Source organism: Metabacillus litoralis (genome assembly GCF_007994985.1).
Taxonomy (GTDB): Bacteria; Bacillota; Bacilli; order Bacillales; family Bacillaceae; genus Metabacillus; species Metabacillus litoralis.
On sequence record NZ_VOQF01000007.1, the window covers coordinates 206,252 to 219,651 of the forward strand.

At 35.7% G+C, this 13,400-nt stretch carries 12 protein-coding genes and 1 riboswitch; of the genes, 1 reads left to right on the plus strand and 11 read right to left on the minus strand.

The features are described 5' to 3' along the window. Positions 1 to 3 precede the first annotated feature (3 nt). The 5 genes from FS935_RS13885 to FS935_RS13905 form a co-directional block, all read right to left on the minus strand. Positions 4 to 456 carry a MarR family winged helix-turn-helix transcriptional regulator gene (locus FS935_RS13885; protein ID WP_439116656.1) on the minus strand — a complete coding sequence of 151 codons (453 nt, stop codon included), beginning with the start codon at positions 454 to 456 and terminating at the stop codon, positions 4 to 6. 138 nt (positions 457 to 594) lie between these two features. Continuing rightward, a complete protein-coding gene (gene gerE / locus FS935_RS13890) occupies positions 595 to 819 on the minus strand; it encodes a spore germination transcription factor GerE (protein ID WP_003184172.1) in 225 nt (74 codons plus the stop codon). A gap of 567 nt (positions 820 to 1,386) precedes the next feature. Then, positions 1,387 to 2,148: a succinate dehydrogenase iron-sulfur subunit gene (gene sdhB / locus FS935_RS13895; protein ID WP_146949222.1), complete on the minus strand. Its 762-nt coding sequence runs from the start codon at positions 2,146 to 2,148 to the stop codon at positions 1,387 to 1,389. Next, positions 2,148 to 3,911, minus strand: a complete 1,764-nt coding sequence (gene sdhA / locus FS935_RS13900; RefSeq protein WP_146949224.1) for a succinate dehydrogenase flavoprotein subunit — start codon at positions 3,909 to 3,911, stop codon at positions 2,148 to 2,150. The genes sdhB and sdhA overlap by 1 nt, the downstream gene beginning before the upstream one ends. A 32-nt stretch (positions 3,912 to 3,943) precedes the next feature. Beyond that, positions 3,944 to 4,552, minus strand: a complete 609-nt coding sequence (locus FS935_RS13905) for a succinate dehydrogenase cytochrome b558 subunit (protein WP_146949226.1) — start codon at positions 4,550 to 4,552, stop codon at positions 3,944 to 3,946. Between the two features lie 521 nt (positions 4,553 to 5,073). On the opposite strand from FS935_RS13905, the gene FS935_RS13910 reads away from it, so the two are divergent. After that, positions 5,074 to 5,568 (plus strand): YslB family protein, encoded by a 495-nt coding sequence (locus FS935_RS13910; protein WP_146949227.1) that lies wholly within the window; start codon positions 5,074 to 5,076, stop codon positions 5,566 to 5,568. Positions 5,569 to 5,652: 84 nt separating this feature from the next. Here the strand turns inward: FS935_RS13910 and FS935_RS13915 are convergent, their stop codons facing one another. The 6 genes from FS935_RS13915 to FS935_RS13940 form a co-directional block, all read right to left on the minus strand. Continuing rightward, entirely contained in the window at positions 5,653 to 6,882 is a 1,230-nt protein-coding gene (locus FS935_RS13915) for an aspartate kinase (protein WP_146949229.1), read from the minus strand. Positions 6,883 to 7,165: 283 nt separating this feature from the next. After that, a riboswitch (Lysine riboswitch) is annotated at positions 7,166 to 7,348 on the minus strand. 83 nt (positions 7,349 to 7,431) lie between these two features. Continuing rightward, positions 7,432 to 9,204: an excinuclease ABC subunit UvrC gene (gene uvrC, locus FS935_RS13920; RefSeq protein ID WP_146949230.1), complete on the minus strand. Its 1,773-nt coding sequence runs from the start codon at positions 9,202 to 9,204 to the stop codon at positions 7,432 to 7,434. A 397-nt stretch (positions 9,205 to 9,601) separates the two neighbouring features. Continuing rightward, a complete protein-coding gene (trxA, locus tag FS935_RS13925) occupies positions 9,602 to 9,916 on the minus strand; it encodes a thioredoxin (protein WP_146949231.1) in 315 nt (104 codons plus the stop codon). Between the two features lie 778 nt (positions 9,917 to 10,694). Continuing rightward, positions 10,695 to 11,672 carry an electron transfer flavoprotein subunit alpha/FixB family protein gene (locus FS935_RS13930; protein WP_146949233.1) on the minus strand — a complete coding sequence of 326 codons (978 nt, stop codon included), beginning with the start codon at positions 11,670 to 11,672 and terminating at the stop codon, positions 10,695 to 10,697. A gap of 54 nt (positions 11,673 to 11,726) precedes the next feature. Continuing rightward, positions 11,727 to 12,500 carry an electron transfer flavoprotein subunit beta/FixA family protein gene (locus FS935_RS13935; RefSeq protein WP_146949235.1) on the minus strand — a complete coding sequence of 258 codons (774 nt, stop codon included), beginning with the start codon at positions 12,498 to 12,500 and terminating at the stop codon, positions 11,727 to 11,729. Between the two features lie 88 nt (positions 12,501 to 12,588). Then, the gene (locus tag FS935_RS13940; protein WP_146949237.1) at positions 12,589 to 13,362 is read right to left on the minus strand and encodes an enoyl-CoA hydratase; all 774 of its coding nucleotides are present in this window, start codon (positions 13,360 to 13,362) and stop codon (positions 12,589 to 12,591) included. Between the last annotated feature and the right edge of the window lie 38 nt (positions 13,363 to 13,400).

The following is a 13,400-nucleotide window of genomic DNA, read 5'->3' on the forward strand; positions in this document are numbered from 1 at the left end:
GCCTCATTCTTCTCTCATATCATGCTGTAGCTTTATTAATGACCTTTCAAGCAATACAATTTCTTTATCTTCAAAATTAACAAGCTTATCTCTTAAATAATTTTGACGTTTTTCAATTACTTCTTCTATTATACGTTCGCCTTCTTTTAATAAATGTATTTGGACCACTCTTCGATCATGAGGATCTTTAACTCGAACAACAAGCTCATTCTTCTCCATTCTATCCACTAAATCAGTTGTTGTACTACAAGCTAAAAACATTTTATTCGAAAGCTCACCAATTGTTAAGTCACCATTTTCCCATAGCCATTGTAGAGCAATAAATTGCGGTGGTGTGATGCTATAGTCGCTTAATATTTCTCGACCCTTTTGCTTTATAATAGCTGAAATATGACGAAGTGCCTTTTCAAGATCAGCTACTGTTTCATTCGTAACATCTGCACGTTCTATTGTCACTTATAAACCCTCACTAACATTTTACTTATATATTTCACTAGCTATTTTCCCTGTTTTTTTAATAAAATGCAAGTTACATATAATAATATAAAATAAATATAACCGGCTCCCTTTACTTAAAAGGATAGCCGGTTTTGATTAGAGCTCTAGTTCACCCATTCGAAGGAGCTCAACAACCGCCTGAGAACGTCCCTTAACACCAAGCTTTTGCATCGCATTCGAGATGTGATTTCGAACCGTTTTTTCACTTATGAAGAGCTCACTAGCAATTTCCTTAGTTGTCTTATCTTGAACTAACAATTCGAAAACTTCTCTCTCTCTTTTCGTGAGTAGTGGTTTTGATTGAAATTCTTTCTCTTTCAAGTATTGTAACCCTCCTTGCTAAGGTGAGAGCTGATCTACCAGATGGGTATAATATATTTAGTCAACATATACTATGTGCTAATGAGAACTACTGTGACAGAATACTTATAGGAAAAGTTGCATTACTGCGTCCAATTTCTACTGTTGTATAAAATAAGCTATTAGTTATCCTTTTTAGTATACGAACATTCTCCGATTTCCATTTAATACATCTGCACACATTGTTCCTCACTAAAAAGTCTCTCCCTAAATTTAAATGAAAGTGTTAGTAATCACTATTCATTTACAATATTGTTCAAAATCTAACTAAACATCCATAGCAGCTGTGGTTTATCACTTTGAAGGTACCATGCTATGTACAATCATTTCTCCAACTATATTGATATAAAATTGTGAAAGTAACAGCCTTTTCTTCAAAGTATGTAAAAAGTGAAAACATTGTTCATCATTATAGGGAATTTACTTTTACTAATTTAAACCTAAATAATAAATCAGAATAATCAAATGCACATAAAAAGGCTGACCCAAATTCATATAAGGTCAGCCTCATTTTCTAAACATATATTCTTATCCTTGGTCACTACCAAAGAAATTACGGAATGACTGTATAGCAGTATCACGGTTTAGTGCAGCAATTGAAGTTGTTAAAGGGATTCCCTTCGGACAAGATTGCACACAGTTTTGTGAGTTACCACAATTCGCTAATCCACCATCACCCATAATCGACTCTAAACGCTCTGATTTATTCATCTCACCTGTTGGATGTGCATTGAATAAACGCACTTGAGATAATGGAGCAGGTCCAATGAAGTTAGATTTACTATTAACGTTAGGACATGCCTCTAAACATACACCACATGTCATACATTTCGATAATTCATAAGCCCATTGACGTTTTTTCTCTGGCATACGAGGTCCTGGTCCTAAATCGTACGTACCATCAATTGGTACCCATGCTTTAACCTTCTTAAGAGAATCAAACATACGCTTACGATCAACCTGTAAATCACGAACAACTGGGAAGGTACGCATTGGCTCAAGGCGAATAGGCTGCTCAAGCTGATCAACAAGTGCTGTACATGATTGACGTGGTTTGCCGTTAATAACCATAGAACAAGCACCACATACTTCTTCAAGACAGTTCATATCCCAGTTAATAGGTGTTGTTTCCTTACCAGCTGAATTGACTGGATTTCGGCGTATTTCCATTAATGCCGAAATAACATTCATATTAGGACGGTAAGGAATCTCAAATTTCTCATCATAAGGAGCTGCTTCAGGCGAATCTTGACGGGTAATAACAAACTGAACTACTTTATTCTCGCTCATTATTTATCCCCCTTTTTGCTTTTAGAATAATCTCGCTTACGTGGTTTAATTAAAGACACATCTACATCATCATACGTAAATTCTGGAGCTGTAAGATTCCCTGTAAATTTAGTCATTGTTGTTTTTAACCATTCTTCGTCATTTCTCTCAGGGAAATCTGGTTTATAATGTGCTCCACGACTTTCATTACGATTATAAGCACCAAGTGTAACCACTCGTGATAAATGTAGCATATTTTTCAATTGACGAGTAAATGCAGCACCTTGATTACTCCATTTCGCTGTGTCATTGATATTAATGTTATCAAATCTTTCAATTAGCTCTTGAATTTTCTCATCTGTCTTTAGAAGCTTATCATTATGTCTCACAACAGTTACATTGTCAGTCATCCACTCTCCTAATTCCTTGTGGATTACATAAGCATTTTCTTTACCGTCTAAATTCATAATGTTGTTCCATTTATCTTCTTCCTGTTTAACATGGTTATCAAACACAGAAGATGATAAATCCTCAGCACTCTTTTCAAGACCGTTTATATACTTAACAGCATTAGGTCCAGCTACCATTCCTCCGTATATAGCAGAAAGAAGTGAATTAGCTCCTAGACGATTTGCACCGTGCATAGAATAGTCACACTCTCCGGCTGCAAACAAACCAGGAATGTTCGTCATTTGGTCATAATCAACCCATAATCCACCCATTGAATAGTGAACTGCAGGGAAGATTTTCATCGGAACTTTACGTGGATCATCACCCATGAATTTTTCATATATTTCAATGATACCACCAAGCTTAATATCAAGCTCTTTCGGATCTTTATGAGATAAATCTAGATACACCATGTTTTCTCCGTTAATACCTAGCTTTTGCTCTACACATACATCAAAAATTTCACGTGTAGCAATATCACGAGGAACAAGGTTTCCATAAGCAGGATATTTTTCCTCAAGGAAATACCACGGCTTACCATCTTTATATGTCCAAACTCGTCCACCTTCCCCACGAGCTGATTCACTCATTAATCTAAGCTTGTCATCTCCTGGTATTGCTGTTGGATGAATTTGTATGAACTCACCATTTGCATAATAAACTCCTTGTTGGTAAACAATAGAAGCAGCAGATCCTGTATTGATAACAGAATTTGTTGATTTCCCGAAAATAATTCCAGGTCCACCAGTTGCCATAATTACTGCATCTGCTCTAAATGACTCAATTTTCATAGATGTTAAATTTTGCGATGTGATGCCTCGACACACATTATCATCATCAATAACGGCACCCAGGAATTCCCATCCTTCATATTTAGTAACAAGGCCAGCTACTTCATAACGTCTAACTTGCTCGTCTAATGCATAAAGAAGCTGTTGTCCTGTTGTTGCACCTGCAAAGGCTGTACGATGATGCTGAGTTCCACCAAAGCGTCTAAAGTCAAGTAACCCTTCTGGTGTACGATTAAACATTACACCCATTCGGTCTAATAGGTGAATGATTGCTGGTGCTGCTTCTGTCATAGCTTTAACTGGTGGTTGATTCGCTAAGAAATCTCCACCATAAACTGTATCATCAAAATGTTCCCAAGGTGAATCTCCTTCACCCTTTGTATTTACTGCACCATTAATTCCACCCTGTGCACACACTGAGTGAGATCTTTTAACAGGTACTAATGAAAATAAATCTACCTGAACACCTGCTTCAGCAGCTTTAATTGTTGCCATTAAACCAGCTAATCCGCCACCGACAACGATAATTTTACTTTTACTCATTAACCCCACTCCCTTTTATAGCTATTTCTGGATTATACGAATGCGAAAATTGCGCGAACACCAACATATGAAAGAGCAATAAAGATTGCTAGAGTTACATATGTGGAAATAACTTGTGAGCGAGGAGTAACAGTAATTCCCCAGCTTACTGCAAATGACCATAGTCCATTAGCAAAATGGAAAATAGTAGAGATAACTCCGATTAAATAGAATGCTAGCATAAATGGACTACTTAAAATGGAAGCCATCATGTCATAGTTTACTTCTGCCCCTAGTGCAGCTGCAATTCTTGTTTCCCATACATGCCAAGCAATAAATATAAATGTAACTACCCCTGAAACACGCTGTAACATAAATAGCCAGTTTCGTAAATATCCATAGTTACTCACATTGTTCTTTGCTGTAAATGCGATGTAAACTCCGTAAATAGCATGGTAGAGAAGTGGTAGAAAGATAATGACAATTTCTAATACATACCTAAATGGAAGCATTTCCATAAAATGTGCAGCTTCATTAAACGCTTCAGCACCTCTTGTTGCAAAATGGTTAATAACTAAATGCTGAATCAAAAAGATCCCTACCGGAATTACTCCCAATAATGAGTGCAGTCTACGATTCATAAACTCTCGGTTTCCAGCCATGTACTTACCCCCTAGTATCAATAATGCGCTCACGATTCAAAAACAAATACAATTCTCAATCCAATAATTCTTTCCTAATAAAATTTACCTTTATCACTGATGGTCTTTTAGTGAATGTTAGAAAATAGACTATTGGAATCAAACTTACAGACTATTAAAATCCCATCTGTATGTTATTCGAGATAAATTTGTGACAAATACATTTTACTCCCATAAAGAATTAGCGTCAAGAAAACGCGTTCATAAATTAAAATTTTTTGAAAAATAACTAATCCTTATAAAATTTATTTTATCAGTATACTTAAAATTCAAGCAAGTATAGAAAGCCTCTTTTCCCTCAAGTACCTTAATTTTCCTTGCAATAGAAATCTTTCTCGTACCACTCATTTGATCCATAAACTATATCAATTTATTCAAGCGGTAGTGAATCCAAAATTAGCCTTTCATATCATTTTACTTAATATTACATGTGTTTCAACAAGTATGTTGTTATATAATAAACGAAGAAAGAGGGGAATATCGTGAATAAACAATCTACAATCATTAACTTAGAAGAACTACAAGATATCTCAGTTCCTGCATTTGGTTTTGAATTATTAAGAGAAGTCCTTATTCCTGATATACTAGGACAAGACCATCCTCAAATGCTTTACTGGGCAGGAAAAGCATTAGCTCGCAAATATCCTGTTTCATCACTAGATGAATTAACAGCATTTTTTGAAAAAGCTGGATGGGGAAATCTTTCACTAGTACATAATAAAAAGACTGAAATGGAATTTGAGCTAAGTGGAGAGCTTATCTCCATTCGTTTTAAAAAATCAAACGAGCATACATTTCAAATGGAAGCTGGTTTTATTGCTGAACAACTTCAAACTTTAAATAATCAAATAACTGAAACATATGAACAATTAAAAAAACGAGCAAATAAAGCTGTTTTTACAGTAAAGTGGGATCAAAAAGATCCGATTCAAGCTGAAGAAAACTCAATTGGAAAAAGAAGTGAACGAAAACTTTAATTTCCTTAAAAACAAGGGGCTTTTCTTAAAAGCCCCTATGTTTTACTACATATGCATTAATAAAGCTAAAAATTATAAGGAAGTTTATACAATAACCGCTACTTTAGATAGCTCAAAAGCATTATGAAGGATATCTACAGCATTCACCATATGAGCTTGATCAATAACAGTTGAAACTTTAATTTCAGAAGTACTTACCATTTTGATAGCTATACCTTCATTTGCTAATACGTCAAACATCTCAGCAGCAACACCTGGATTTGATACCATACCAGAACCAACAATTGATACTTTTGCTAACCCAGTTTCTGATTCAACTTTTTCATATTGTAATACAGACTTATGTTGCTCTAGAATGGTTATCGTATCTTCTAAGTCACTCGTTTTAACAGAGAAGGATATTGATGTCCGATCATCACTTGTTGTGTTTTGAATTATAATATCTACATTCAGACCATTTTTAGCCAAAGTTGAAAAAATTGTTGATAATGTTGTTAGTTCATTAGGTAATCCTAAAACAGATACTCTTGTTACTTGATCTTCAAATGCAATTCCTCTTACGACTAAATTTTGCTCCATGTTTGTTGCCTCCTCAATAATTGTTCCACGCTCGTTTACCATACTAGAACGAACTTCTAACGGCACATTGTAATTTTTTGCAAATTCCACAGCACGAGGATGTAACACACCCGCTCCTAAATTAGCCAACTCAAGCATCTCATCATATGAAATAGCAGCTAGTTTTCTTGCTTCTTTGACAAATCTAGGATCTGTTGTAAAAACACCAGTAACATCTGTGTAGATATCACATTTATCTGCTTTTAGTGCAGCTGCTAAAGCTACAGCAGTAGTGTCTGATCCGCCACGCCCCAATGTTGTAATTTGTTGATCACTTGAGATTCCTTGGAAACCAGCTACAACGATAATTTTACCTTTTGTTAATTCATTTTTAATTCTGTCTGTATTAATATTAGTTATTCTCGCATTACCGTGAGCAGCTTCTGTTTCAATTCCGGCCTGCCAGCCTGTAAAGGACACTGCATCATATCCCTTTTCCGTTAGTGCCATAGTAAGCAGTGAGATCGTTATTTGCTCACCTGTGGTCAGCAACATATCCATTTCTCTTTTACTTGGCTTCGCAGTAATTTGAGCTGCTAAATCAACTAACTGATCAGTGGATTTCCCCATTGCTGAAACGACAATCACAACATCATTACCATTTTCTTTTTCTTGAATAATTCGATTTGCCGCATTTAGAATTCTTTCAACTGAACCAACAGAAGTACCACCAAATTTTTGAACGATTATACTCATGAGTAACCTCACCCTTCAATTGTTTTAGATGATGGCTGTTTTCTCAAACTTTGTTGCTTTGACACTGTTTTGATTACATAGCAACAATTTTTCAGAAAAGAGCCTAGATAATCGATCATTGTCTGCTAAAGGTAGCGCCCAAAGTTATCACAATAAACCTGCTAAACGTCCATTCTCCATATGTTCTTAAAGGATTTTAGAAGCTTAAAAAGTGCAATAAAAAAAGCAATGGGATAAAAAATACCCCATTGCTTTTAAAACGAAAAAATAAATTCGTTCTTTACAATGAGATAGCTCTCCAAGAATATAAAAACTCTTGACAATTTTACATTTTTTAAATGTAAAACCAGCAATTAAAACAAATGGTGCTTTAATCACTTCGGCGAATATTCCTTTCACCAGCCTTCATCGGAAACCATTTCTCCTCAAGCAGGTTACTAATAATGTTCGCACCTCTACCTTCATTTAACAAACTAACGATCATATATCAAATTACTTACTAGATTATCAGACTTCTATTATGCATGCAAGCACATTTTTATCTAACTGCTACTCCTTTAAATATTCGTATATCGTACTTGCAAGACTATTGGGCATTCCTGCCTCAATAAAGTCATCCAAGCTAGCTTCCTTCATCTTTTTTAACGAACCAAAATGCTTCAATAACAATTTCTTTCTTTGTGCACCCACTCCAGGAATATCATCTAAGATTGATTGAAAAGCTGTTTTTCCCCGCAACTGCCTGTGGAATGTAATGGCAAATCGATGAACCTCATCTTGAATTCGCTGTAAAAGATAAAACTCCTGACTATTCCTCTCTAATTGTATAAACTCTGGAGGAGATCCTATTAAAAGCTCTGATGTACGATGTTTATCATCCTTAACAAGTCCAACAACTGGGATATCAAGTGTTAATTCATTAACTAATACATCCTGTGCTGCTGCTAAATGCCCTTTTCCACCATCAATGATCACTAAGTCTGGTAAAGGTAGTTCATCCTTTAACACACGGCTGTAACGTCTCCTTACAACCTCTCTCATTGATTCATAATCATCAGGACCTTCAACACCCTTAATTTTATATTTACGATAATGCTTTTTAGCAGGTTTACCATCTTCAAACACAATCATTGCAGACACTGGATCTGTTCCTTGAATATTAGAATTATCAAAAGCCTCAATACGATGTGGTGTTGCTATTCCTAAAATGTCTCCTAAATTTTCAACAGCTTTAATTGTTCTTTCTTCGTCTCTTTCTATAAGAGCAAATTTTTCTACAAGTGCATTTTTTGCATTCTTATGGGCAAGTAGTATTAAATCCTTCTTCTTCCCTCTTTTCGGTTGAATTGTTGATACCTCTAGCAGTTGCTCGATCACATCAACCTCAATGCTGTCAGGTAGTACAATCTCTTTGGGAACAAAGTGACTTGATTTTGAATAAAACTGTCCAAGAAATGTTAAAAATTCCTGCTCTGGACTATCATAGATGGGAAACAATGATACATCACGCTCAATTAGTTTTCCTTGACGAATAAAAAATACTTGTACACACATCCAGCCTTTGTCATATGCATAACCAAACACATCACGATCAACAAAATCATTTAATGTCATTTTTTGTTTTTCCATTGTGGCTTCAATATGAAGAATTTGGTCGCGATATTCTTTAGCTCGTTCAAAATCTAATTCCTCAGATGCTTTCCCCATCTTCTCAGATAACTCTTCTTTAATTTTTTTAAATCCGCCATTAAGAAACTTAGCTATTTCTTCAACCATTTGACGATTTGTTTCCTCTGAAACGTCTTTCACACAAGGTGCCAGACATTGTCCCATATGATAATACAAACAAGCTCTGTCAGGTAATGTAGAACACTTTCGTAATGGATATAATCGATCTAATAGCTTGATTGTTTCTCGTGCAGAAAAAACATTGGGATAAGGACCAAAATATTTTGCTTTATCTTTGTTCACTTTTCGAGTTACAAGTAATCGAGGATGACGCTCATTTGTAATTTTAATAAACGGATATGTTTTATCATCCTTGAGCATGACATTATATTTTGGGTCATATTTTTTAATCAGATTTAATTCTAAAATGAGTGCTTCAAGATTAGAAGATGTAATGATATATTCAAAATCAACAATTTCATTGACTAATCGTAATGTTTTAGCATCGTGAGAACCTGTGAAATAAGATCTAACACGGTTTTTTAATACCTTTGCCTTCCCAACATATATAACTGTCCCTTGTCTATCTTTCATTATATAACAGCCAGGTTGATCAGGAAGAAGTGCGAGCTTTTCCTTAAAATGTTCTCTCATAGCAAACACTCCCCATTATCTTATTTATATGTGATAGGCAGTAATCTACCATTTTATAAGTACTGTCTACAATTTAAGTTACTTAAAAGCAACAAAGTTCATGAAAACAGACTTGATAAAAAAATGACACATTACTGCCTACTAACAAACTATTTTATCATGACAGATCATGTTTCGTCTTATGTTAAAATGTCGAAATATATACAATTATTTCCGGAGAAATGATTGCTAAACCGATGTTGACTTATCGTAGTGAGATGATGTGAAGTTTGATAGGTGATAGCTCTCTGGAACTAAACACCAAATCTAAGTAAAAGTTGGATCCTCTTGATCTAAGAAAAAAGGACTGACATATGTCAATCCCTTTTGTGTATGAAAAATAACTTTTTTTTAGAAATTAAAGGTGCTTGTTCAAAACTTCTGCAAGTGCTTCTTTTGGTTGATATCCAACAGCTTTGTCAACAACTTCGCCATCTTTTAATACTAATAAAGTTGGGATACTCATAACACCAAATTTACCAGCTGTTTCTTGGTTTTCATCAACATCAACTTTAACAATCTTCACTTTATCTCCCATATCTGTATCAAGTTCTTCAAGAACTGGAGCAATCATCTTACATGGTCCGCACCATGGTGCCCAAAAATCTACTAATACTACACCTTCGTTTGTTTCACCTGAAAAAGTTTGATCTGTTACATTTGTTATAGCCATTGAAATTCCTCCTAATATGTTGGTTAAAATATGTTTAAATTATAGCATTCACATAGTAAGTAAGCGAACAATTTGCTTCTACTTTACTTTTCCCTATGATTCACGATTAAAACATAGTTTTTTTACTCTTAATTTTTCAAGCAAACCATCTAATTGATTTTTTCAACCATCCTTTTGTATTTGTCGACCATCAAACCCAGTTTATCGACCATTCTCCTGTATTTATCGATCATGCTCTCAACTTTGCGCGCCATCCGCTCTCTTTCCGACCATCAAACCAAATTTATCGACCATTACCCCGTATTTGTCGATCATAGTCTCAACTTTGCGCTCCTGCTGCTCTCTTTCCGACCATCAAACCTAGTTTATCGACCATTCTTCTGTATTTGTCGATCATGCTCTCATCATTGCGCTCCTGCTGCTCTCTTGTCGACCATCAAACCCAGTTTATCGACCATTCTCCTGTATTTATCGATCACGCTCTCAACTTTGCGCGCCTGCTGCTCTCTTACCGACCATCAAACCCAGTTTATCGACCATTCTCCTGTATTTGTCGACCATGCTCTCATCTTTGCGCGCCTGCTACTCTCTTACCGCTTCAAAGCGAAAGTTCAGTTTATCGACCATTCTCCTATACTACATACTGACCATGATCTTAACTTTGCGCTCCAATTGCTCTCTTTAAGACTTTCACACCTTCTTTAGCGAATTTCAACAATTCTTAAATACACAAATAAAAAAAAGGTAAAAGCACACTTAAAGCGTGCTTTTACCTTTTTCATGCGTGTACGTTTAACTTTTTAAACTCTTCTGTTAGTAACGGAACTACTTCGAAAAGATCGCCTACGATTCCGTAATCAGCAACTTTGAATATATTTGCTTCTGGATCTTTATTAATAGCCACTATAACTTTAGAATTTGACATTCCAGCTAAATGTTGGATCGCACCGGAAATTCCACAAGCAATGTACAAATCAGGTGTTACAACCTTCCCTGTCTGGCCGATTTGTAAAGAATAATCACAATATTCCGCGTCACATGCACCACGCGATGCCCCAACTGCTCCGCCAAGAACGTCAGCTAATTCTTTCAATGGTTCAAAACCATCCTCACCCTTTACTCCACGACCACCTGCAATAACTACCTTTGCTTCTGATAAATCGACACCTTCAGTAGCTTTGCGGACTACTTCTTTAACAATTGTACGTAAATCCTTGATCTCGACAGATAAAGCACGAACATCACCTGTTCTAGACTCATCTTTTTCTAATGAACTAATATTATTTGGACGTATCGTAGCAAAAATGATTCCATCTGTTACGATTTTCTTTTCAAAAGCTTTACCTGAATAAATTGGACGTGTAAACACGACATTCCCACCAGCAACTTCAATGGAGGTTGCATCAGAAATTAGTCCTGAGCTTAGCTTTGCCGCTACTTTTGGTGATAGATCTTTTCCTAACGCTGTATGTCCAAACACAATACCCTCGGGATTTTCCTCTTTAATTACAGCTAAAACTGCTTGAGAATAACCATCAGGAGTGTATGTGCTAAGTTTTGCATCCTCCACTATTATTACACGATCTGCTCCATAGTGGATTAACTCCTTACCAAGCGATTCAACCTGGTCACCTAGTAATACAGCGATTACTTCTCCACCCTCAGAGATGGTTTTACCTGCTGCAATTGCTTCAAAAGATACATTTCTTAATGATTGATCACGAGCTTCACCTAATACAAGTACTTTTCTAGCCATGATTATTTCCCCCTGTTCAAATATTTTTCTCCCTATCACTCTATTAATCTATGATTAAACAACCTTTGCTTCATTACGAAGTAGTGTTACAAGCTCTTTTACTTGATCCTCAAGCTCACCTGCTAACACTTTTCCTGCTTCTTTTTTCGGTGGTAAATATATTTCAATCGTTTTTGTTTTTGGCTCTACATCATCTTCTTCTAAATCAAGATCATCGAGTTCTAACTCATCCAGTGGTTTTTTCTTTGCTTTCATGATTCCAGGTAAAGATGGGTATCTCGGTTCATTTAGACCTTGTTGAGCTGTTACTAGCAGGGGTAATGTTGTCTCAATTACTTCTGAATCACCCTCAACATCTCTTGTAACAGTTGCTTTATCTCCATCGATTTCAAGCTTTGTTATTGTTGTTACGTATGAAATATTAAGTAACTCTGCTAAACGCGGACCAACTTGACCTGATCCCCCATCAATAGCAACATTTCCACCAATAATTAAATCAGCATTTTTATCTTTAAAAAATTCTGCTAATATTCTCGAAGTTGTATATTGATCACCTTCATCAAGATCATCTTCAATATTAATCAAAACAGCTTTATCACACCCCATTGCTAATGCTGTTCTTAATTCTTTCTCAGACTCTTCTCCACCAATTGTTACAACTGTAACTTCCCCATCATTTGCATCACGAACTTGAATTGCTTCTTCTATCGCATATTCATCATAAGGATTGATAATAAACTCTGCTCCATCCTCACTAATCTGTCCATTTTGTACAGTGATTTTTTCCTCAGTGTCAAATGTTCTTTTCATCATTACAAAGATATTCATTTCCCATTCCCCCATGTTCATTAAGTAGTTTTAAAAAGGAAAAAACAGATCTCTTTTACCTCTATATAACACAATATGTTATTAGTAATTATTTACCTGTAAAGTTTGGTTTTCGCTTCTCAATGAATGCTGTAATACCTTCTTTCGCATCATTACTACCAAACAAACCACCAAATAGTTCTGCTTCTTTTTTCATTCCATTTTGGTAAGTTTCAGTTTTGGCAATATTTAAAAGCTCTATAACAGCTTTTACTGAATTGGGACTTTTTTGAGCAAATTTACTTGCTAACGCTTTGGTTTCCTCTAAAAGTTTTTCTTCGGGATGTGCATGATTAGCAAGACCTAACTTTACAGCCTCTGAGCCTAAAATCGGTTCACTTGTTAGCATCATTTCTAATGCACGGCCTGTACCTACATATTTTGGTAATCGTTGAGTACCACCAAAACCTGGTATGATGCCTAATTGTAGTTCTGGTAATCCTAACTTTGCGTCATTAGTTACAAGTCGAATATGACAGGACATCGCTAGCTCTAATCCACCGCCTAATGCTGCACCATGAATCGCAGCTATAACAGGCTTGCTATAATTCTCAACACGTTCAAATAGATCTTGACCATTAGATGCTAATTTAGCAAACTCTTCACCAGATGGTACTTGTACAAATTCTTTAATATCTGCGCCAGCTGAGAAGAATCTGCCTTCACCATGTAAAATGATCACTCTAACAGCTTCATTATTCTCAAATTCATCCAAAAGGTTTGAAAGCTCTTTCAAAACTCCTGATGCTAAAGCATTTGCTGGTGCATTATCAATTGTTACAATTGCTATGAAATCAGATATATTTACTTTTAAAAGTCCCATATTCTTCTTTCCTCCTATGACTAGACTAGTATCAATCC